Consider the following 22169-nt stretch of genomic DNA (forward strand, 5'->3'; position numbering starts at 1 on the left):
GGAAACTTTATGCGCTATCCTATATTAATACACCCTAATGAACGTCTGAAACAAAAAGCAAAACCAGTAACGATGATCACAGATGAAACGATCACTCTTTTAGAAGACATGTACGAAACGATGATTGCTCACGATGGAATTGGTCTAGCAGCCCCTCAAATCGGCAAAAATCTTCAGCTTGCAGTTGTAGAAGTGGATGAAGAAACAGGTTTATTTGAATTGATCAATCCTGAAATCATTGAGCGCAAAGGCAGTGACATTGATGTGGAAGGTTGTTTAAGTATCCCAGAAACGTATGGCACAGTCGAACGAGCAGATGAAGTAACAGTTCGCTATTTTGATCGTGAAGGAGACGAAATCGAAGTAACAGCGTATGGCTATCTTGCCAGAGCGTTTCAACATGAAATCGATCATCTAAATGGTGAACTATTTATTGATAAAATCATTGACCCAATCAAACCGGAAGAGTTAGAGGCATATATGGAGGAACATTTAGATGACTAAATTAATTTTTATGGGAACACCGGCATTTTCAGTGCCGATTTTAGAAGGACTGATCGAAAATGGTTATGACATCCAAGCCGTTGTCACTCAGCCAGATCGCCCAGTTGGACGAAAAAAAGTAATCACACCAACACCTGTGAAAGAAGCGGCCCTAAAACATAACTTACTTGTGTTACAACCAGAAAAAATCTCAGGTTCACCTGAAATGGAAAAAATCATCGAACTTGCACCAGATCTAATTGTGACAGCCGCTTTCGGTCAATTTTTACCAGAAAAGATTTTAAATGCACCTGAATTTGGCGCTATCAATGTTCATGCGTCACTATTACCGAAATACCGCGGAGGCGCCCCAGTTCATTATTCGATCATTGAAGGAGAAAAAGAAACAGGTGCCACAATCATGGAAATGGTGAAGAAAATGGACGCGGGAGATATTCTTTCCCAAAAAGCAATCCCAATCACTAAAGCAGATGATGTAGGGACGATGTTTGATCGACTAAGTGTCGTTGGGAAAGAGTTGCTGCTAGAGACTTTACCTAAACTGTTAGCAAATGACATCACACCGATTCCGCAAGATGAGAGTCAAGTAACCTTTTCTCCGAATATTACAAGAGAACAAGAGCGTATTGATTGGAATAAAACAGCAGAACAAATCGACAATCAAGTCCGTGGTATGCGCCCATGGCCAACGGCGTTTACAATATACAACGAAATCAACTGGAAGCTATGGGAAGTCACACCTTTAGAAGAAACAACAGAGGCTGTACCTGGCACAATCATCAAGCGCAGTAAAAAAGAATTATGGATTGCCTGCGGAGAAGGAACGGTTCTTTCTATCAATAAGATTCAGCCGTCTGGTAAAGGAAAGTTATTCATTCAAGATTTCTTAAATGGCGTCGGTAAAACAGTTGCAGAATCAGATAAGGTGGGCTAATCAATATGGGGAAAAAAATACCAGCAAGAGTAAAGAGTTCTGTTCGCTATGTAGCGCTAAGAACAATTGAGCGTGTGGATAACGGTGGCGCTTATTCAAATTTATTATTAAATGAAATGATCAACAAATCTGCTTTAGGAGAAAAAGACAGCCGTTTATTCACGGAGCTTGTCTATGGTACAATCAGTCGTAAGTTATTACTTGAGTATTATTTGACACCATTTATTACCAACCCTAAAAAAGTAGACAGCTGGGTAAAAAACTTACTTAGTTTGTCGATTTACCAGTTAGTATTTTTAGATAAAATTCCGGATCATGCCATCATTAATGAAGCAGTAGAAATTGGAAAACATAGAGGAAATGTTGGAATCGGTAAATTTGTTAACGGTGTGCTTCGTGCCTTTCAACGTGAAGGGGCTCCAAGTTTAGAGACTATCAAAGATCCAGTCGAACGTTTGTCAGTTGAAATCAGTATGCCAGTATGGTTGACGGAAAAGCTGATCAAACAAATGGGCATGGATGAAACGAGAAAATTAGGCTTATCACTTTTTGAAAAAAGTCATGTCAGTGGCCGTGTCGATACTCGTGAAATCAGTATCTCTGATGCGTTGGAAGAAGTACAAAAAGATCACATTGAAGCCTCTGCCAGTCAAGTTTCACCGTATGGTGTGGTTGCAGATAAAGGGTTTCTTGCAGGAAATTATTTGTTTGATGCGGGTAAGCTGACGATTCAAGACGAGAGCTCTATGCTAGTTGCGCCAGCAATGCAAATCGAAAAAAATCATGTCGTTTTAGATGCCTGCGCCGCACCAGGTGGGAAAACAACTCATATTGCAACGTTTCTTGATGCTTCACAAGGTGGCCGTGTGAAGTCTTTGGATATTCATGACCATAAAATCAAATTGATCAAACAAAATGCAGAACGTCTACACGTGAAGGATGTTGTGGATACTGAAAAATTAGATGCACGCAAAGTAGGAGAAGAATTCCCTGCTGAATACTTTGATCGAATCTTAGTGGATGCACCTTGTTCAGGTTTGGGGTTGATGCGTCGTAAACCAGACATTAAATACAATAAATCAGCACAAGATTTCGAACAACTGCCTAAAATTCAATTAGAAATTCTAGAAAGTGTTGCCCAAACATTGAAACAATACGGTATAATGGTCTATAGCACATGTACGATTGCCGAAGAAGAGAATCAGGAAGTAGTTGCAGCATTTTTAGAGAAGCATCCAGAATTTAAAAGAATCGATGTAAGTGTTAGTGAGGCAGTTCAGCCTTCTATCCAGGAGCAAATGCTCACATTATACCCACATCAATTAGGGACGGATGGATTCTTTATCTGCTGTATGCAGAAAGTTTGTTAAACGAGGTGAAGCATAGTGGAAATCAATTTTCAAACAGATGTCGGAAGAAAACGAAATACCAACCAGGATTATGCTGGTCTATTTGAGAACCAGACAGGAGTTTCTTTAGCTATCTTAGCGGATGGAATGGGTGGTCATCAGGCAGGGGATGTTGCAAGCCAGATGGCGGTCAATAATCTTGGGGAGCGTTGGCAAGAAAGTCTTATCGATACACCGGAAAAGGCAGCGCAATGGCTAATCAAAGAAATCCAAGACGAAAATACAATGATATACGAAAAAGGTCAATCTCGACCTGAATATGTAGGAATGGGGACGACTATTGTTAGCGCAGTGTTGTTGGACCAGTCATTTGTATTGGCTAATATTGGTGATAGTCGAGCTTATTTGGTTCGCAATAATCAATTACGCCAACTGACAGAAGATCATTCCTTGGTTAATGAGTTAGTTAAATCTGGAGAAATCACACGTGAAATGGCTGCAAATCATCCAAGAAAAAATGTTTTAACACGTTCATTAGGGATGCCTAGAATGGTAGAAGTGGATGTAGCGAATCATCTCTGGGTGCCGGATGACTATATTTTACTATGCTCAGACGGATTAACAAATATGGTGTCAGAAGAAGATATTTTGACTATTTTACTTTCAGAAAAACCATTAAATGAAAAAGTTGAAACATTGATTACGACAGCCAATGAAGCAGGGGGCGCAGATAATATAACTGTCCTCGTGATCCATTTTGATGAACAGAAGGAGGAAGACCAATGATCGAGATCGGCAGAAAATTGAATGGTCGATATCATATTATTGGCAATATCGGTAGCGGTGGAATGGCCAATGTCTTTTTAGCGCATGACTTGATTTTGGATCGTGACGTAGCCGTCAAAGTCCTTCGTTTTGACTTCCAAAATGATCAAGCAGCTATTCGACGGTTTCAAAGAGAAGCCTTAGCTGCGACTGAATTGGTTCATCCCAATATCGTTAGTGTCTATGATGTAGGTGAAGAAGATGGGTTGCAGTACTTAGTGATGGAGTATGTTAAAGGAATGGATCTAAAACGGTTTATCCAGACCCAATACCCCATTCCATATGCAAAAATCGTTGATATCATGGAACAAATTTTATCAGCTGTTTCACTCGCTCACGAACATAGAATCATTCATAGAGATTTAAAACCACAAAATATTTTGATGGATGAAAGCGGCGTTGTAAAAATCACCGATTTTGGGATTGCCATTGCGTTAACGGAAACCTCAATCACGCAAACCAATACCATGTTAGGATCTGTTCACTATTTATCTCCAGAACAAGCTCGCGGTAGTATGGCGACTAATCAGTCTGATGTTTATGCGGTGGGGATTATTTTATACGAAATGCTGACAGGCAATGTACCATTTGATGGTGAATCAGCTGTTACAATTGCGTTGAAGCATTTTCAAGAAGAGATGCCTTCTGTTAAAATGTTTGACCCTAATATTCCGCAATCATTGGAAAATGTGGTTTTACATGCAACAGCCAAAGACCCAGCTGACCGCTATAAAACGGCCGAAGAGATGTCGCGTGATTTATATACTGTATTGGCTGCAAACCGTTGGAATGAGCCCAAGTGGCAACCAACGGGTTTGATGGGCGAGACCAAAATTTTAACGCCAATCACTGATGACATGGCGATGCCGTCTTCCTTCAATTCGATGGAAACACCATCAGAAGAACAAAATGAACCAGAAGAAACCGACCCGCAAGTAGAGGTGAAAAAGAAGACAAAGAAACCTTTAATCTTTCTGATCATTTTATTAGTTTTAGGTTTGATTATCGGTGGCGGTGTCTTTTTAGCAGGACAAGGTAGTGGCGAAGTCAAGATTCCTAATGTAGAAGATAAGACGGAGTCTGAGGCACGTAAGATGTTAGAAGATGCTGGACTGAAAGTTAAAGAGACGACGAAAGAAATTCCAGATGACTCAATCGCTGAAGGAAAAGTCGTTAAAACAGACCCGGCTATAGATTCTACAGTGAAAAAAAATCGTGAAATTGAACTTTATATAAGCTCTGGGAACAAGAAAATCAAGCTTGATGATTATGTTGGAGAAGACTATAAAGATGCTATCGAAGCATTAGGTAAATTAGGTTTCAAAGAGAGTCAAATCAAAATTACAAAGGAAACAGATTCTAAAGTAGACGAAGACAAAGTCATCAGTCAGACACCAGAACAAGGTGAAGAAGTCGATCCGAAAACAGATGAAATCACATTAATTGTTAGTGAAGGACCGGAAGATATCTATTTAGCTGATTACGCAAGTTTAGGCTACAGCTACAATAATGCGGTGACTGAGTTGTTGAGTTATGGAATCAAAGAAAATCAGATTACTCGAGTGGATAAACCAAGTGATACAGTAGCAAAAGACTTAGTGATGGCTCAAAATCCAGCTGCAGGGAATCCGTTTAATCCTAAAAAGGGGAAAATTACCTTAACCGTAAGTTCTGGACCAGATAAAACAACAACGTCTAGTTCTGAATCAAGTACAGTTGTTTTAGGTAGTTATGCAGAAAATTATACGTACGATAACGCAGTAAATGCGTTGATTAATTTAGGGATAAAAGAGAACCAAATCTCAAGGGTAGATGAAGCTAGCGATTTGCCTAAAGGAACTGTTATTTCACAAGATCCAGGTGCAGGTGCAACATTTGATCTTAAAAATGGTAAAATTACGCTAAAAGTTAGCACAGGACCAAGTAATGTGAGTATCCCAAATTTAATAGGACTTTCTTCAGCTGAGGCTAAGGCTCAAATTGAAGGTGCTGGCTTGAAGTATGTAGAAGGCTCTGGGGATACGTCAAAAGGAAAAGTAACCAGTATTTCACCAAGTGTTGGTGATAGTGTTGCAAAAGGGACGTCTGTTACCGTCAATTTCTCAACTACAAATGACCCAACCAATGATGGGGCTAATTAAATAAGTACCATAAAGTGATTAAGATAAACAACGTCTTAATCACTTTTTTTATGTGAAAAAGCGATTTATCTAGCCCTGCGTTTAGCTTTTCTTCAACCTATGGTAAAATGGAACCAATAGAAACGAGGAGGTGGCATTTCTGAAAGGTCAAATCAGAAAAGCATTAAGTGGGTTTTACTACATTTATGCAGATGGTGCAACATTTCAAACGAGAGCCCGAGGGAATTTTCGCAATCGAAAAATCACCCCGTTGGTTGGCGACGAAGTCATGTTTGAGAGCGATAACCCAACCGATGGCTATTTGCTTGAAGTTTTTCCAAGACATAACGAATTGGTGCGCCCACCTGTGGCGAATGTAGATCAAGGAGTCATCGTTATGAGCATGATCGAACCTAATTTTTCGTACAATCTAATGGATCGCTTTTTAGTCACACTAGAAGACAAAAAAATCGCCCCAATCATTTATTTAACAAAAGTCGATTTGCTAGCTGGAACAGAATCAGTGAGTGTAGCAGAGGTCAAAAAAGTTTATGAAGAAATCGGTTATCCTGTGATTGCTGCAACAAAGGCCAATGATGAAGAAGCAGTTCGGACTTTGGAGCAGTTTTTCCCTGAACGCTTGACTGTTTTTATGGGGCAATCAGGTGCAGGGAAATCCACTTTATTAAATAAAATTTCTCCTGACTTACAACTAGCGACGGATGAAATTTCTGAATCATTAGGTCGAGGAAAGCATACGACCCGACACGTGGAACTTTTACCGCTATATGATGGCTTAGTTGCAGATACACCAGGATTTAGTTCCATTGACTTTTTAGAAATGGAAACAACAGAGTTACCAAAACAATTTCCCGAATTTGTAGAAGCCTCATCTTCCTGTAAGTTTCGTGAATGTATGCATCGTAAAGAACCAGGTTGTGAAGTGAAAGAACGCGTAGAATCAGGAGCAATTGCTCAGACGCGTTATGATAACTATCTGCAGTTTTTACTAGAAATTGAAAATCGCAGACCAATATATAAGAAAAAATAGAACTGACTTAGCATAGAATGAGTATCACTATTCATAGTTATGTAACCTACTGACGTAGTGTCAGCGAGTAAACAGACCTAAAAAAATAAAAGGAGTGGCTTCAATGAAACTAGCACCATCGATTTTAAGTGCCGATTTTGCCAATTTAGAAAGAGATATTCAGTTAGTCGAAAAATTAGGAGCAGACTATATTCATGTGGACGTAATGGATGGTCAATTTGTCCCTAACATTACTTTGGGACCTAACGTGGTTTCAGCGATTCGACCAGTGACTAAGTTACCACTGGATGTTCACTTGATGATTGTTCAGCCAGAAAATTACATTGAAGCATTTGCGAAAGCTGGAGCAGATATTATTACTGTTCATGCAGAATCAACGACACATATCCATCGTGCTATCCAAATGATCAATGCATCAGGAGTGAAGTCGGGTGTTGTGATCAATCCGGGGACCCCTTTGTCTGCGATCGAATATGTACTGGATTTAGTTGATCAAGTTTTGATTATGACAGTGAACCCAGGATTTGGAGGACAATCATTCATAGAAAGTTCTTTGAACAAAATCGCTCAGTTAAAAGAGTGGAAAGAAACAAAAGGCTATACTTATGATATTGAAGTGGACGGTGGAATTGTTCCAGAAACTGCGAAACGTTGTAAAGAAGCGGGTGCAAATGTGTTTGTAGCAGGTTCATATATCTATGATTCAGAAAGTCCTAAAGATCGGATCGACGCGTTGAGAGCTGTGTTGGATTAATGAAAATTCTTCTTGTGGCAGGCGGTTCGCCAAAGGAGTGGCCGCAGTTTGACTCGGTAGATTTTGATTATTTTGTGGGAATCGATCGAGGCAGCTTATATATTTTGGAACAGGGCTGGTCATTAGATTTGGCAGTGGGAGATTTTGACTCTTTAACGAATGATGAACAGCAGATCGTTCGAAAACAAGCCAAAGAACTAGTTAAAGCACAAGCAGAAAAAGATGATACAGATACACAACTAGCTTTGGCGCTTGCAATCAAAAAATTCCCAGAGGCACAAATCATGATCATCGGCGCAACAGGTGGTCGTTTGGATCACTTTTTAGCCAATTTGTGGTTGCCATTTGAACCCCGTTTTCAAGCGTTTGCCCATCAAATAAAAGTAAAAGATCATCAAAATAGTATCGCGTATTATCTTCCAGGGGAATATGTGATAAAAAAAGAAACAAAGATGGATTATTTAGCTTACTGTTGTTTAACACCGGTTAAAAACCTGACGTTAACAGATAGTAAATATACACTAGATCATGTGAATGTTGCGATTCCTACTTCTTACGCAAGTAATGAATTTATAGGAGAAACGGCTGGGTTTTCATTTGATACAGGAATGATTGCTGTGATTCAAAGTCGCGATGATAAATAAAAAAAGCTGAACGGCATGCCGTTCAGCTTTTTGATGACGTTCTATTAAACACGCTCGATTTTACCAGATTTCAAAGCACGAGTTGACACCCAAACTTTTTTAGGTTTACCGTCTATTAATACACGAACTTTTTGCAAGTTAGGTTTAACAGTACGTTTAGTAGCGTTCATTGCATGTGAGCGGTTATTGCCGCTGCTTGTCTTACGACCAGTAAAGTAACATACTTTTGCCATTTTTAGTTTCCTCCTTTGCTTTGATCTCGGAGCGATGATTTTCAGCTCATACTAACTTAATTTATCATAGAAAACAGTTTTTTGCAAGGGGGTTTTCAAATCAGTTTGACATTTCCCCTGAAACGATGTAAATTATACAATTATTGGCAAATTAGATGAGACGCTCTATAATTATCTAGATAAGTTCCTTTTCATTGAGGTACGGCTATGTTAAAATATTATAGAAGAAAATAGGGCAATTGTGCTCTTTAAGGAGGCTTTCATCAATGGCTGTAAAAATCAAAACACCAGCAGGCACCATTGAGATTACCAATGAGGTTATTGCCACTGTAGTTGGCGGTGCTGCGACAGATATCTACGGAATCGTCGGTATGGCTAGTAAAAACCAAATCAAAGATAATTTAAATGGCATTTTGCGCAAAGAAAATTATTCTAAAGGCGTGGTCGTGCGACAAGAAGAAAATGGCGTTGCGGTCGACGTATATACAATCGTAAGTTATGGAACAAAAATTTCAGAAGTATCTCGTAATGTCCAAGAAAAAGTAAAGTACAACCTTGAAACACTATTAGGTGTGACTGCTAATTCAGTCAACGTATTTGTGCAAGGTGTTCGTGTGTTGCCTGACTAGGTAGCCAGCTGTTAGCAATGATTTAGCGATTTACTTTTTTGAAGTTTGGCTGGACGTGATTGTTCCACTTTTTATTGATCTAGCTCCACGAACCAGACCTCTCAACAAATAGATAAAATGCCGAAAAGACAAAAAGCATCTTTCCTGCATTTTCCTAATTTGTTCGAGGGCTAAGCGGTTCGTTTCGCTTTTCTATGCAACAGGAATCTCAAAGGAGGATTTTTTAGGTGAATGTAACAGAAATCAGTGCAAGTCAGTTCCAAGAGATGGTTCAGGCTGGTGCGAGTCGTTTGCATGTGAATGCAGAGTATGTCAACTCATTGAACGTTTTCCCTGTGCCAGATGGCGATACAGGAACAAATATGAACTTATCTATGACGAGTGGAGCGAAGGCTGTAGCCGATTCTCGCTCTGAAAAAGTCGGAGAACTAACAACAATTCTGTCAAAAGGATTATTGATGGGTGCTAGAGGGAACTCTGGTGTTATCTTATCACAATTATTCCGTGGCTTTTCTAAACAAATTCCGGATGTTGAAACGTTGAACGCAAAAGATTTAGCAGCAGCGTTTACGCACGGTGTGGAGACTGCTTATAAAGCAGTGATGAAACCTGTAGAAGGTACAATTCTGACTGTTTCTCGTGAAGCTGCCCGTTCTGGTGAACGCAAAGCAAAAGAAACCGACGACTGTATCGAAGTAATGCAGGCCGTTGTGAAAGGTGCAAAACGTGCGTTGGCTAAAACACCTGATCTTTTACCAGTATTAAAAGAAGTCGGTGTAGTCGATAGTGGTGGCCAAGGCTTATTATTTATCTATGAAGGATTTTTAGAAGCATTGTCAGGTGAATTTTTAGCAACAGAAGTGTATGAGCCAAGTCCTGGTGAAATGGACGAGATGGTCAATGCTGAACATCACCGTGGCGTTAGCGGACATGTTGCGACTGAAGACATCAAGTTCGGTTACTGTACAGAAATCATGGTTCAAATCGGTGAAGGTCCAACTGTGGACAGTGATTTCGATTATGAAACATTTAGAAACTACTTAAACGAATTGGGTGATTCGTTACTTGTCGTAAACGACGATGAAATCATCAAGGTTCATGTGCATACTGAACATCCAGGTGAAGTGATGAATTATGGTCAAAAATTCGGTTCATTAGTGAAAATCAAAGTAGATAACATGCGTTTACAGCATGAAACGTTAGTTGAGCATGACGCTCAAGCGGCAGTTGTTCAAAAAGCACGCGTTCCTTACGCAGTGATTGCAATAGCAGCAGGAGAAGGTGTTCAAGACTTATTCCGCAGCCTTGGTGCAAGCTATATCATTAGTGGCGGTCAAACAATGAATCCTAGTACTGAAGATATCTTGAAAGCTGTTAAAGAAGTAAACGCTGACCAAGTGATTATCTTGCCTAACAACAAAAACATCTTCATGGCAGCTGATCAAGCGGCAGAAGTAGCAGATATTCCAGTAGCGGTCGTGCCAACAAAAACAATCTCTCAGGGAATGACAGCGATGCTTGCATTCAATGATCAACAAACACTTGAAGAAAATAAAGCAACAATGACAGAAATGATCGAAAGTGTTGTTAGCGGGCAGGTAACAACAGCTGTACGTGACACAACGATTGATAACGTTGAAATCAAAAAAGATGACTATCTAGGGATGATCGACGGCAAAATCGTAGTATCTGAACCAGATATGTTTAAAGCATCATTGGACACATTGAAACGCATGATCGATGAAGACACAGAAATCGTAACAATTATTGTCGGTGAAGGTGGTACAATGAAAGAAGCTGAAAAATTTGTAGAAGCGTTGACTGCTGAATATGAAGAGATAGAAACAGAACTTCATGAGGGCGGACAACCGGTTTATCCATACCTGTTTTCAGCGGAATAATAAATGACTTATTGAAGAGCCTGGGACATAACTAAAAAGGTTATGTTTCAGGCTCTTAGTAACCGAATAAACGGTGGGCGAAGAAGCAACTCCTTCGGAAATAAGCCGGAATTCACAAAAATTTGAAGAGTAATTTTCGTAAATTCCTTCTTATTTCTCGGAGTTAAACACTTCTGTCCCAACCTCTTTTTCTATAGAGAATAAACAAATGAAAAGTAATACACGTATCTATTTAATGAGAGGAGGAAGAGTGGTGAATTTATCGGATGATATCAGTGTCTTGACAGGCGTTGGGCCAAAACGTGCTGAGAATTTAAAGGAATTAGGCATTTATACAATAGAAGAGTTATTGTCCTACTATCCTTTTCGATATGATGATATCCAAGAAAAGGAATTAAATGAAATTCAGGATCAAGAAAAAGTCACGCTAAAAGGTTTAGTTGTATCCGAACCAGTCGTGAGCCGTTATGGCTATAAAAAAAGTCGCATGATGTTTCGGATGATGCAAGACCATGCGGTAATCAACGTGTCCTTCTTTAATCAACCGTATTTAAAAGACAAAATCGTGATGTCTGAAGAAATCGCAGTTTATGGAAAATGGGATGCGAAACGGAAATCATTAAACGGCATGAAAATTTTAGCAGCTCAAAATGACGGAGAAGATTTCGCTCCGATCTATCATGTAAACAAAAAAGTTCGACAAAGTAGTTTGATCCAGCTGATTCGCACTGGCTTTGAAAAGTACGGGAATTTTATTCCAGAGTTTTTGCCAGAAACATTAGTAGAGAAATATCGCTTAATGCCAAGAAAAGAAGCGATGTTTGCAATGCATTTTCCAAATAATCCAGAAGAAAGCCATCAAGCGAAGCGGCGTGTTGTTTTTGAAGAATTTTTCTTGTTCCAATTGAAAATGCAAGGGTTGAAGAGAAGAGAAAAAGCAGAAAAAAATGGGTTGAGTGTTCAGTACGATGTGGATCGCTTAAAGACATTTACGCAGAAACTCCCTTTTGAACTGACGGACGCTCAAAAGAAAGTAACAAACGAAATTTGTCGGGATTTAATGAGCCCGAATCATATGCAGCGTTTATTACAAGGCGATGTAGGGAGTGGGAAAACGGTTGTTGCGGCAATTGCTCTTTACGCGACGATGACAGCTGGCTTTCAGGGTGCTTTAATGGTGCCGACAGAGATTTTGGCGCAACAGCATATGGAAAGCCTTCAGCAATTGTACGATCCCTTAGAAGTTCGTACAGCCCTACTAACTGGATCGACTAAAACTAAAGAGCGACGAATGATTCTTGAACAGCTTGCGACAGGTGAGATCGATATTATTATTGGAACGCACGCATTGATTCAAGAAGATGTCCGTTTCCGCCGACTAGGTTTAGTCATTACAGATGAACAACATCGATTTGGTGTGAATCAACGCCGAATCTTAAGAGAAAAAGGGTTAAAACCAGATGTTTTATTTATGACCGCAACACCGATCCCAAGAACATTGGCCATTACGGCTTTTGGTGAGATGGATGTTTCGATCATTGATGAAATGCCAGCAGGTCGGATTCCAATAGAGACACGCTGGATAAGACCTCCTCAACTAGATACAGTTTTAGAGTGGATGGAAAAAGAATTGGCACATGGGCACCAAGCCTATGTGATTTGCCCGTTGATCGAAGAATCAGAAGCGCTAGATGTAAAGAATGCTACGGAGATTTTTGAACATATGTCGGCATTCTTTAATCCTACATATCAAGTTGGTTTGCTTCATGGAAAAATGAAAAACCAAGAAAAAGAAGAAATTATGCAGGAGTTCAAAGAAAATAACTTGCAGTTGCTAGTTTCTACAACAGTGATCGAAGTCGGAGTCAATGTTCCAAACGCCACAGTCATGCTTATTATGGATGCTGATCGATTTGGACTAGCGCAATTGCACCAGCTTCGTGGACGCGTTGGTCGAGGTTCAGAAGCTTCTTATTGTATTTTAGTTGCTAACCCAAAGAACGAAATGGGTGTGGAGCGAATGAAAATTATGACAGAAACGAATAATGGGTTTGTACTAAGTGAAAAAGATTTAGAGTTGCGAGGACCAGGCGAAGTCTTTGGCGCTAGACAATCAGGTGTGCCGCAATTTGCTGTAGGCGATATTGTGACAGACGTCAATATTTTGGAGGTTGCGCGTCAAGAAGCGAGTACGATTTGGACAAAAGAGCAATGGTGGGTCTTGCCAGAGTATCGTGGTATTGCTGATAAGATTAAGCCAAATGATGACGAGCAACAGTTTTTTGACTAATCGTATTAAGACATTACAAAGAACTAAAGGCAAGTATGAATGCATTCTCGTTGATCTAGCTGTATGAGTCAGCTCTTCGGAAAAAAGATGAATGTTATTGGTGATAAAGAACTCACAAACAGAATTCCCTATTTTTCTGCCAGAGCTAAACGACACATTCAGCTTTTCGTTGATCCAGCTACACAAATCAACTCTCAAGGAAAATAGACAATCTGTCTATGAAACCAAAAGCGTTTCTTAGTCAGATTCCTAATTTTCATGAGAGTTAAACACTTTGTTCCGCTTTTCAATATGTTATACTATTTATTGTAATTTACCTAGGAGGGACTATGTTATGAAGATTGCAGTTGATGCAATGGGTGGCGATCATGCGCCGCAAGCTATTGTTGAAGGCGTAATGTTAGCCAAACAGGATTTTCCAGAGGTTGAGTTCTTGCTTTATGGAAAAGAAGATGAAATTAAAAAATATGTAACAGATGAAACGAATATTACGATTATTCATACGGATGAAAAAATCAACAGTGATGATGAGCCAGTCAAGGCCATTCGTCGTAAGAAAAATGCTTCAATGGTACTCGCTGCACAAGCAGTAAAAGAGGGAGAGGCGGATGCCATTTTTTCTGCGGGTAACACAGGAGCGTTATTAGCTGCTGGATTATTTATCGTTGGACGGATCAAAAATGTTGAACGTCCGGGCTTGATGTCGACTTTACCAGTAATCGGTCAACCGGATGGTGGGTTTGATATGTTAGATTTGGGAGCGAATGCTGATAATAAACCAGAGCATCTTGTTCAATATGCTGTACTAGGTTCTTTTTACGCTGAAAAAGTTAGAAATATCTCAAAACCTCGTGTGGCTCTTTTGAATAATGGCGCAGAAGAAACCAAAGGCAGTGAGTTAACTAAAAAAGCATTTGAATTACTTTCAGAAGAAGAGGAAATTCATTTTATCGGTAATGTGGAAGCGCGTGAGTTGTTAAGTGGGGCAGCAGATGTTGTTGTGACAGATGGTTTTACAGGAAATGCTGTATTGAAATCAATTGAAGGAACAGCCTTAAACATGATGGGACTTTTAAAATCATCGATCCTTGCAGAAGGAGTCAAAGGAAAGATGGGTGCGTTGCTTTTAAAGAATGCGTTACGTGGTATGAAAGATGAGATGGATTACTCTAAACATGGTGGAGCCGTTCTTTTTGGCTTAAAAGCACCTGTCATTAAAACACATGGTTCGACAGGGCCAGAAGCAGTGCGTTATACGATTCGTCAGATCCATACAATGCTGAAGACAGAGGTTGTACCTCAGCTTGTCAGTTATTATGAAACAAAAAAATAGTACTGTTCGCAACCTGTTTGCAACCCTTTTGTAATAGTTCTGCAAAAAAAGATGGACAAATCGATCATTTGTGAGTACAATGTATCATAGCGTTCAACTCAAACGTGAGGAACGCTTTTCAAAAGCAGTGGAGGTGAATACAGTTGACTCGTGAAGAAGTACTTGAAAAAGTAGCGAAGATTATCTCAAACCACTTTGATATTGAAGCTGAGAAAGTGACAGATCAATTAAACATTAAAGATGACTTGAATGCAGATTCAATTAGTGTAATGGAATTTGTTTTAGAGCTAGAAGATGAGTTTGGTACAGAAATTTCTGATGAAGACGCAGAGCAAATTGAAACAGTTGGTGCCGCTGTAGATTATATTATGAATAACTTATAAGTTGAAATGAAGAAAGAGGCTGGGATAGAAGCGCTTAATCCCGAGAAATAGGAAGGAATTCACAAAAATTGTTTGTCAAATTTTTGTGAATTTCAGCTTATTTCCGCAGGGATTGCTTCTGCTCCCACCGTTTATTCACATTTAGGGTGTGGAACAAAAGTGATTTTTACTTTTGTTCCACACTTTTTTTGCTTATTTAGAAAAAATTTACATTACCAAAATGTTGCAATTTTTACAATTTTTATATACAATTGCTTAAATATGAGTACAATGAGAATATGAGTTTGTTAAAAACGATTACAATGAGTAGAAAAGAAGTAATTATTAAAAAAAGAAGTGTTTTTAATAAGTTTTCTTGTTGTAATACGCTATTTAATTGAGTATAGAGGAGTGTATTAAAGTGAGTGATAGCAATCAATTGTTAGATGTTCAGCATCTACATACAGGATTTCGTATCAAAGATGAGTACTATGATGCTGTTGATGATGTGTCATTTGAATTAGGAAAAAATGAAATTTTAGCAATCGTTGGTGAATCGGGTTGTGGGAAAAGTACTTTAGCTACAACAATAATTGGGTTACATGATGCAAACAATACTCGTGTAACTGGAGAAATTCTATACAAGGATTTAAATTTAACTACATTTAACGAACAACTATATAATAAAATCCGTGGTAACGATATTGGGATGATATTTCAAGATCCTTTGTCAGCGCTGAATCCACTAATGAAAATTGAAGATCAAATCAAAGAAAGCCTAACCTACCATACGAATATGAATGCGGAGCAAAAACAAGCACGGGTGATCGAATTGTTGACACAGGTGGGGATTCCTAATCCTGAACGAGTTGGTAAGCAGTATCCGCACGAATTATCTGGTGGAATGCGTCAACGTGTGATCATTGCAATCGCTATTGCATGTAAACCGGCAATCATCATCGCAGATGAACCGACAACAGCATTGGATGTAACGATCCAGGCGCAAATTTTAGATTTACTGAAGGATTTGCAAGAGGAGACTGGCTCCGGAATTATTTTGATCACGCATGATTTAGGTGTCGTAGCTGAAATGGCAGATAAGGTAGCTGTGATGTACGCAGGGCAATTTGTTGAGGTAGCAACTGCTGAAGAATTGTTTAATAATCCAAAACATCCCTATACACGCTCATTGTTACAATCTATTCCGCAAGAAAATTCAGATGATAGTCAGTTGCACGTGATCGAAGGCGTGGTCCCATCATTAAGCAAGTTACCAAGAGAAGGATGTCGTTTTGCGCCGAGAATTCCTTGGATTCCAGAGGACGCTCATGAAGCAGAACCGATATTGCATGAGGTGTCAGAAGGACACTTTGTTCGCTGTACATGTTATCAGCATTTCCATTTTAGAGACAATCAGGAGGAAGTATAATGGCAGAAATCATTCAAATCAAAGACTTGAAAGTTCATTATCCTATCCGCAGTGGTTTCTTTAATCGAGTGACCGATCATGTGTTGGCAGTTGATGGTGTTGACTTTATTATCGAAAAGGGTAAAACGTACGGTTTAGTTGGTGAATCAGGTTCTGGAAAATCTACTACAGGAAAAGCAATCATCGGGTTAGAAAAAGTAACTAGTGGTAGTATTTTATATCAAGATCAAGATGTGACGAAAGCTCATAATCGTAAAGCGATGAAATATAATAAAGATGTTCAAATGATTTTTCAGGATTCAATGTCTAGCTTAAACCCAAAGAAAAGAGTGTTGGATATCATAGCAGAACCAATCCGCAATTTTGAACGGTTGAGTGATCAAGAAGAAAAGAAAAAAGTCAAAGGGCTTTTAGATATCGTTGGGATGCCAGAAGATGCATTGTATAAATACCCACATGAATTCTCAGGTGGACAACGCCAACGTTTAGGCGTAGCTAGAGCTGTTGCGACGAATCCTAAGTTGATTATTGCAGATGAGCCGGTTTCTGCATTGGATTTATCTGTTCAAGCACAAGTATTGAATTTTATGAAAAATATCCAAGAAGAATATGGCTTGAGTTATTTATTCATTTCACATGACTTAGGTGTTGTAAAACATATGTGTGATAATATTGCGATCATGTACAAAGGGCGCTTTGTAGAGATTGGGACTCGTCAAGATATTTATACAAATCCACAGCACATTTATACGAAACGGCTATTATCAGCAATCCCTAAAATTGATGTTGCGCATCGTGAAGAGCACAAAGCACAGCGTCGTCAAGTAGAAAAAGAATATATCGAACATCAAAAAGAGTATTATGATCAAAACGGCCGTGTGTATGATTTACGAACAATCAGTGATACACATCAAGTAGCGTTAAAAGATGGAGGTGCAATCTAATGTGGAAGACGATTTTACGACGTGTACTCTTTATGATTCCTCAAATCTTGATTTTAAGTGTACTGATTTTCATGTTAGCTAAAATGATGCCAGGAGATCCTTTTACAGGTCTGATCAATCCAAATACGGATCCAGCAGTTATTGAGAAAATGCGTGAATCAGCAGGGTTGAATGATCCTTGGACAACGCAATATGTACGTTGGATCGTCAATGTTTTCCATGGTGATTTTGGGGAGAGTTTTATTTTTAAATTACCAGTTTCAACATTGATCGGCAGTCGTGCAGTGAATACAATTCTTTTATCCTTAGTAACCGTTGTGATCATGTATGCGATCGCTTTGCCATTAGGCGTTTTATCAGGTCGTTATCAAAATTCGATTTTGGACAAATTTGTCGTGGTCTATAACTTTTTCAGTTTTGCAGTACCACCCTTTATTTTTGCACTTGTTATGCTGTTTATTTTTGGTTACCGTTTAGATTGGTTCCCAACGACAGGGTCTGTTTCCAGTGGTGTTGAGCCAGGGACTGGAGCCTATATTTGGGATCGTTTCTATCATTTGATTTTACCAGCATTATCTCAAGCACTTTTAGGAACAGCAATCACGATTCAATATTTACGGAATGAAGTGATTGACTCTCAATCATTAGATTATGTTCGGACAGCTCGTTCTAAAGGGGTACCGACAAATAAAGTCTATACAAGACATATTTTCAGAAATGCTTCTTTACCAATCGTTTCTCAACTTAGCTATGAAATCACAGCTTTGATCAGTGGTTCTGTGGTTATCGAAAAAATCTTTGGTTATCCAGGAATTGGGAAATTATTTATCGACTCGATCGGACAACGTGATTATGCAGTGATCACCGCCTTAGTATTGATTTTAGGAGTTGCAACGCTCGTCGGAAATCTGATTTCAGATATCGTCATGAGTCTTGTAGATCCGCGGATTCGAGTTCAATAGAAAATCAATTTTAAGGAGAGGAAGAGACGAGATGGATAAAAATAAAGAAAATACAGCAGTTGCTGTACCAGAAACGATCCCACCGATGGGATTTCGAATGATTGCAAGAGAGTTTAAAAAAGACAAATTAGCAATTTTCTCACTTGTACTGTTAGTAGCCATTTTGTTGGTTGTTTTTATTGGTGCTCTATTGACTGATCAAGACAAAGTAATGACAGTAAGTATTTTAGATAAATATGCCGAGCCTGGTGGAAACTTCATATTGGGAGCCGACGAAGGTGGACGTGATATACTTGGTCAATTGATTATTGGCGCTCGTAATTCGGTTGTAATCGGTTTTGCAATCACGATATTGACATCAATCATCGGGGTAGGAATCGGTATTGTTTCAGGTTATTATGGTGGAATGTTTGATAATGCAGTGATGCGTGTCGTTGATTTTATTATGATTTTACCGATCATGATGATCATCATTGTATTTGTTACAATCATTCCTAATTATAATGTTTGGTCTTTTGTAGGAATTATGAGTGCTTTTTACTGGGTTGCAAAAGCCCGACTGTTTAGAAGTAAAACGTTATCTGAGGTCCGCAGAGACTATGTGAGTGCCTCAAAAACTTTAGGGACAAGTGATTTTAAAATCATGTTTCGAGAAATTATGCCTAATTTAAGTTCATTGATCATCACGAACTTAACCATCAATTTTGCGGCAAATATCGGGATTGAAACAACACTGACGTTCTTAGGATTTGGGTTGCCGACCAATGTACCAAGTTTGGGAACATTGATCGGATATGCTAGCAATGGTGATGTTTTAGCGAATAAAACATGGATCTGGGTACCTGCATCAGTACTGATTTTAGTAATGATGTTATGTATAAATTATATTGGCCAAGCGTTCAAGCGTTCAGCAGATGCAAGACAGCGTTTAGGTTAAGAAGAGGAGGAAGTAGTGTGAAAAGCAAAAAACTTTTGGGTTTAATTACATTGATAGCAGTGGCAACAGTGACATTAGCTGCATGTGGCGGAGGTAAAAAATCAGATTCAGGTAACAAAAATGTAGAAACTGAGGATATCAGTAAGTTTACAATGACGGTCAAAAATGACAAAGAGGCAATCAAAGGCGGGACTTTGGATGTAGCAGTTGCGTCAGATACTCAGTTTAAAGGCTTATTTTCAGAAGTCTATTACCAAGATGCGTACGACAATTATTATATGCGTCCTTCCCATGAAGGATTATTCTCATATGATGATGATTTCGTCATCACAGATGATGGAGCTGCTAAATTAGATTTAGATGTTGACAATAAGAAGGCTACAATTACATTGAAAGACAATATTAAATGGTCAGATGGTGAAGCTGTAACTGCTGATGATTTGATTTACCCATATGAAGTAATTGGAAATAAAGAATATACTGGTATTCGTTATGATGACGACTTTACGAATGTTGTAGGGATGGATGAATACCATGATGGCAAAGCAGATACTATTTCTGGAATTAAAAAAGTAGACGATCAAACAATCGAAGTAACATATAAAGAAATGAATCCGGGAATGCTTCAATTAAGTGGCGGTGTTTACATGAGTGCAATGCCAAAACATGTCTTTAAAGATATTCCAATCAAAGACCAAGAAAAAAGTGATGCTGTCCGCAAAAATCCTGTAACATTCGGTCCTTACTACATGAGTAAAATCGTAACAGGAGAGTCAGTGGAATATTTACCAAATGAACATTATTATAAAGGGAAGCCTAAGTTAGATAAAATCGTCTTTACAAACGTACCAACAGCGTCAATCGTTGAAGCGGTAAAAGCGAAAAAATATGATATGGTTTACGCAATGCCAACAGATAATTATCCAACATATAAAGACTCAGAAGGCTATCAAATGTTAGGTCGTGAAGAATTAGCATACACATATGTTGGCTTTAAATTAGGAACATATGATAAAGAAAAAGGCGAAGTTGTAATGAATCCAGATGCAAAAATGGCTGATGTAAAATTACGTCAAGCAATGGGATACGCAATGGATAACGACGCAATTGGGCAAAAATTCTATAATGGGTTGCGTACTGGTGCGACAACCTTGATTCCACCTATTTTTAAAACATTGCATGATACAGACATAAAAGGGTATCAATATGACCTGGATAAAGCGAAGAAAATTTTAGATGATGCTGGCTATAAAGATACAGATGGTGATGGACTTAGAGAAAATCCTAAAGGGGAAAAATTAACGATCAACTTTGCCTCAATGGCAGGTGGCGAAACAGCTCAACCTTTAGCAGATTACTATCTACAACAATGGAAAGAAATTGGTTTAGATGTGAAATTAGCAACGGGCCGTTTAATCGATTTCCAAGCATTCTACGATAAAATCAAAAATGATGATCCTGAAATCGACGTTTTCCAAGCGGCTTGGGGAGTAAATAGTGCACCATCACCAGCCGGCTTATACGGGCGTAATGCAGCATTCAACTACTCTCGTTTTGCTTCAGAAGAAAATGACAAACTATTGAAAGCAATTGACTCTAAAGCGTCATTTGACGATACAAAACGTAAAGAAGCATATGATGCTTGGCAAGAATATATGTTTGAACAAGCACCAGTTATTCCAACATTGTACCGTAATGAAATCATGCCAATTAATGACCGTGTAAAATCATTTACATGGAATTATGAAGATACTAGAGATTACTATGATATTGAATTAACAGCTGAAAAACGTTAATCTACTGTAATGAAGATGACGATAATGTAGAGGTTGGGACAGAAGTATTTAACTCCGAGAAATAAGAAGGAATTTACGAAAATTGCTCTTCAAATTTTTGTGAATTTCGGCTTATTTCCGAAGGAGTTGCTTCTGCGACCACCGTTTATTCGATTACTAAGAGCCTGAAACATAACCTTTTTAGTTATGTCCCAGGCTCTTTCCTACGATTAGTCAAGAGGAAAATAAAGAAATAGTCAATGATTTTAAAAATGATATGAATTTTAGAACAGACGCCATACTAAATAACCCTGATCATCGTTTATTTTTTCAAGTCAGAGTAGTATACTTTATTTACAAGGCGTTGCCTTATTGGTCCATAGAGGCCGTGTACGCATAGTCGTACTTCGTCTCGTTCTTAATCATAGAATAGAGACACTTCAGTAGTTTGTTCATACAAGCTACAGTCGCAACCTTATCCTTTTTGGGGATAGGTTGCGTTTTTAATTTGTAATAGTAATCCACAATGTGGTTCGAAGCAGCGGCTTGTTGGCGAATCATATTCTTCACAGTAAAATAAAGGATTTTGCGTGCTTTAGGATTTCCACGTTTATTGATATGATCTTGAGCTAGGTATTTGCCAGATTGATACCTACGGGTATCAATTCCCACAAAGGCATTCACCTTCTTATGGTTCTCAAATCGGCGAATATCTCCAATTTCACCAATGAGTAATGCTGCAGAAACTTCACCAATACCTGGAACACTTTGGTAAAGATCAAACTCGGATAATGCTTTAGTTTGTTCAATAAGTTGCTTAGACAAAGTTTCCTTTGATTGAATAAGCTCTTTTAACTGATGGGCATAATACTGAACCTTCTGTACTTGAATGCTCGTTTTTGTGGTCGCTGGATAAGAATTTGAAGCCAATAAAAGGAGCTGTTGCGCTTTTTCTAACACTTTTTTATCAGAGAGTCGTTTGTCTGTGCTCTTTTTCAAGATATTTTTCACCTGCGTTTGACTCAATCCAGCTAAGTATTCTGGATGAGGAAACAGTTCAATAAGATTTAGTGATAGTTTTGATAAACGGCTCGAAAAAAGGATTTCTAGTTCTGGAAAACTAAGTTCAAGAGCTGTGTGTAAGTACATTCTTAGTCTCTTGATTTCTGTTTCTACCTCTTGATAAAAGCGAG

20 protein-coding genes are annotated in these 22169 nt (G+C 38.7%); 18 read left to right on the forward strand and 2 right to left on the reverse strand.

Annotated features, from left to right (window positions below; all coding sequences use genetic code 11):
- The first annotated feature begins 9 nt into the window (after positions 1 to 9).
- The 8 genes from def to BCR22_RS01785 all read left to right on the forward strand — a co-directional run bounded on the left by def (position 10) and on the right by BCR22_RS01785 (position 8181).
- Positions 10 to 504, forward strand: a complete 495-nt coding sequence (gene def / locus BCR22_RS01750) for a peptide deformylase (RefSeq protein WP_069653285.1) — start codon at positions 10 to 12, stop codon at positions 502 to 504.
- Positions 497 to 1438, forward strand: a complete 942-nt coding sequence (gene fmt / locus BCR22_RS01755; RefSeq protein WP_069653286.1) for a methionyl-tRNA formyltransferase — start codon at positions 497 to 499, stop codon at positions 1436 to 1438. Before def ends, fmt begins: the two co-directional genes overlap by 8 nt.
- Before the next feature lie 5 nt (positions 1439 to 1443).
- The gene (gene rsmB / locus BCR22_RS01760; protein WP_069653287.1) at positions 1444 to 2808 is read left to right on the forward strand and encodes a 16S rRNA (cytosine(967)-C(5))-methyltransferase RsmB; all 1365 of its coding nucleotides are present in this window, start codon (positions 1444 to 1446) and stop codon (positions 2806 to 2808) included.
- A 15-nt stretch (positions 2809 to 2823) separates the two neighbouring features.
- Positions 2824 to 3573, forward strand: coding sequence for a Stp1/IreP family PP2C-type Ser/Thr phosphatase (locus BCR22_RS01765; RefSeq protein ID WP_069653288.1), 750 nt, complete (start codon positions 2824 to 2826; stop codon positions 3571 to 3573).
- Positions 3570 to 5753 carry a Stk1 family PASTA domain-containing Ser/Thr kinase gene (pknB, locus tag BCR22_RS01770; protein ID WP_069653289.1) on the forward strand — a complete coding sequence of 728 codons (2184 nt, stop codon included), beginning with the start codon at positions 3570 to 3572 and terminating at the stop codon, positions 5751 to 5753. Before BCR22_RS01765 ends, pknB begins: the two co-directional genes overlap by 4 nt.
- A gap of 130 nt (positions 5754 to 5883) precedes the next feature.
- On the forward strand, positions 5884 to 6783 hold the full coding sequence (gene rsgA / locus BCR22_RS01775) for a ribosome small subunit-dependent GTPase A (protein WP_069653290.1): 900 nt from the start codon (positions 5884 to 5886) through the stop codon (positions 6781 to 6783).
- A 103-nt stretch (positions 6784 to 6886) separates the two neighbouring features.
- On the forward strand, positions 6887 to 7537 hold the full coding sequence (gene rpe, locus BCR22_RS01780) for a ribulose-phosphate 3-epimerase (RefSeq protein WP_069653291.1): 651 nt from the start codon (positions 6887 to 6889) through the stop codon (positions 7535 to 7537).
- Positions 7537 to 8181 (forward strand): thiamine diphosphokinase, encoded by a 645-nt coding sequence (locus tag BCR22_RS01785; protein ID WP_069653292.1) that lies wholly within the window; start codon positions 7537 to 7539, stop codon positions 8179 to 8181. Before rpe ends, BCR22_RS01785 begins: the two co-directional genes overlap by 1 nt.
- A gap of 44 nt (positions 8182 to 8225) precedes the next feature.
- On the opposite strand, the gene rpmB is transcribed toward BCR22_RS01785, so the two are convergent.
- A complete protein-coding gene (gene rpmB, locus BCR22_RS01790) occupies positions 8226 to 8414 on the reverse strand; it encodes a 50S ribosomal protein L28 (protein ID WP_010761898.1) in 189 nt (62 codons plus the stop codon).
- Positions 8415 to 8680: 266 nt separating this feature from the next.
- Here rpmB and BCR22_RS01795 point away from each other — a divergent pair, with 266 nt between their 5' ends.
- The 10 genes from BCR22_RS01795 (at position 8681) to BCR22_RS01840 (ending at position 20997) form a co-directional block, all read left to right on the forward strand.
- Complete coding sequence (locus BCR22_RS01795) at positions 8681 to 9043, forward strand: Asp23/Gls24 family envelope stress response protein (RefSeq protein WP_010761897.1); 363 nt, start codon at positions 8681 to 8683, stop codon at positions 9041 to 9043.
- Positions 9044 to 9270: 227 nt separating this feature from the next.
- On the forward strand, positions 9271 to 10944 hold the full coding sequence (locus tag BCR22_RS01800) for a DAK2 domain-containing protein (protein ID WP_069653293.1): 1674 nt from the start codon (positions 9271 to 9273) through the stop codon (positions 10942 to 10944).
- Between the two features lie 235 nt (positions 10945 to 11179).
- Positions 11180 to 13234, forward strand: coding sequence for an ATP-dependent DNA helicase RecG (recG, locus tag BCR22_RS01805; protein ID WP_083241722.1), 2055 nt, complete (start codon positions 11180 to 11182; stop codon positions 13232 to 13234).
- Positions 13235 to 13568: 334 nt separating this feature from the next.
- Positions 13569 to 14567, forward strand: coding sequence for a phosphate acyltransferase PlsX (plsX, locus tag BCR22_RS01810; RefSeq protein WP_069653295.1), 999 nt, complete (start codon positions 13569 to 13571; stop codon positions 14565 to 14567).
- A 143-nt stretch (positions 14568 to 14710) separates the two neighbouring features.
- Positions 14711 to 14950, forward strand: coding sequence for an acyl carrier protein (gene acpP / locus BCR22_RS01815; protein WP_010761893.1), 240 nt, complete (start codon positions 14711 to 14713; stop codon positions 14948 to 14950).
- 400 nt (positions 14951 to 15350) lie between these two features.
- Entirely contained in the window at positions 15351 to 16358 is a 1008-nt protein-coding gene (locus tag BCR22_RS01820) for an ABC transporter ATP-binding protein (protein WP_069653296.1), read from the forward strand.
- Complete coding sequence (locus BCR22_RS01825) at positions 16358 to 17302, forward strand: ABC transporter ATP-binding protein (RefSeq protein WP_069653297.1); 945 nt, start codon at positions 16358 to 16360, stop codon at positions 17300 to 17302. Before BCR22_RS01820 ends, BCR22_RS01825 begins: the two co-directional genes overlap by 1 nt.
- On the forward strand, positions 17302 to 18264 hold the full coding sequence (gene opp4B / locus BCR22_RS01830) for an oligopeptide ABC transporter permease (RefSeq protein WP_069653298.1): 963 nt from the start codon (positions 17302 to 17304) through the stop codon (positions 18262 to 18264). The genes BCR22_RS01825 and opp4B overlap by 1 nt, the downstream gene beginning before the upstream one ends.
- 31 nt (positions 18265 to 18295) lie before the next feature.
- The gene (locus BCR22_RS01835) at positions 18296 to 19201 is read left to right on the forward strand and encodes an ABC transporter permease (protein ID WP_069653299.1); all 906 of its coding nucleotides are present in this window, start codon (positions 18296 to 18298) and stop codon (positions 19199 to 19201) included.
- A 17-nt stretch (positions 19202 to 19218) separates the two neighbouring features.
- Positions 19219 to 20997, forward strand: coding sequence for an oligopeptide ABC transporter substrate-binding protein (locus tag BCR22_RS01840; protein ID WP_069653300.1), 1779 nt, complete (start codon positions 19219 to 19221; stop codon positions 20995 to 20997).
- 348 nt (positions 20998 to 21345) lie between these two features.
- Here BCR22_RS01840 and BCR22_RS01845 read toward each other — a convergent pair.
- A partial coding sequence (locus tag BCR22_RS01845) for a transposase (protein WP_069653306.1) occupies positions 21346 to 22169 on the reverse strand: 824 nt, incomplete at its 5' end.

Origin of the sequence: Enterococcus plantarum (assembly GCF_001730295.1) — a bacterium.
Classification (GTDB): domain Bacteria; phylum Bacillota; class Bacilli; order Lactobacillales; family Enterococcaceae; genus Enterococcus_L; species Enterococcus_L plantarum.

Bases quoted from the DNA above. Each gene is read 5' to 3' on its own strand.
- def (WP_069653285.1), top strand. From the start codon at position 10: ATGCGCTATCCTATATTAATACACCCTAATGAACGTCTGAAACAAAAA.
- fmt (WP_069653286.1), top strand. From the start codon at position 497: ATGACTAAATTAATTTTTATGGGAACACCGGCATTTTCAGTGCCGATT.
- rsmB (WP_069653287.1), top strand. From the start codon at position 1,444: ATGGGGAAAAAAATACCAGCAAGAGTAAAGAGTTCTGTTCGCTATGTA.
- pknB (WP_069653289.1), top strand. From the start codon at position 3,570: ATGATCGAGATCGGCAGAAAATTGAATGGTCGATATCATATTATTGGC.
- rpe (WP_069653291.1), top strand. From the start codon at position 6,887: ATGAAACTAGCACCATCGATTTTAAGTGCCGATTTTGCCAATTTAGAA.
- BCR22_RS01785 (WP_069653292.1), top strand. From the start codon at position 7,537: ATGAAAATTCTTCTTGTGGCAGGCGGTTCGCCAAAGGAGTGGCCGCAG.
- rpmB (WP_010761898.1), bottom strand. From the start codon at position 8,414: ATGGCAAAAGTATGTTACTTTACTGGTCGTAAGACAAGCAGCGGCAAT.
- BCR22_RS01795 (WP_010761897.1), top strand. From the start codon at position 8,681: ATGGCTGTAAAAATCAAAACACCAGCAGGCACCATTGAGATTACCAAT.
- recG (WP_083241722.1), top strand. From the start codon at position 11,180: ATGAGAGGAGGAAGAGTGGTGAATTTATCGGATGATATCAGTGTCTTG.
- plsX (WP_069653295.1), top strand. From the start codon at position 13,569: ATGAAGATTGCAGTTGATGCAATGGGTGGCGATCATGCGCCGCAAGCT.
- BCR22_RS01825 (WP_069653297.1), top strand. From the start codon at position 16,358: ATGGCAGAAATCATTCAAATCAAAGACTTGAAAGTTCATTATCCTATC.
- opp4B (WP_069653298.1), top strand. From the start codon at position 17,302: ATGTGGAAGACGATTTTACGACGTGTACTCTTTATGATTCCTCAAATC.
- BCR22_RS01835 (WP_069653299.1), top strand. From the start codon at position 18,296: ATGGATAAAAATAAAGAAAATACAGCAGTTGCTGTACCAGAAACGATC.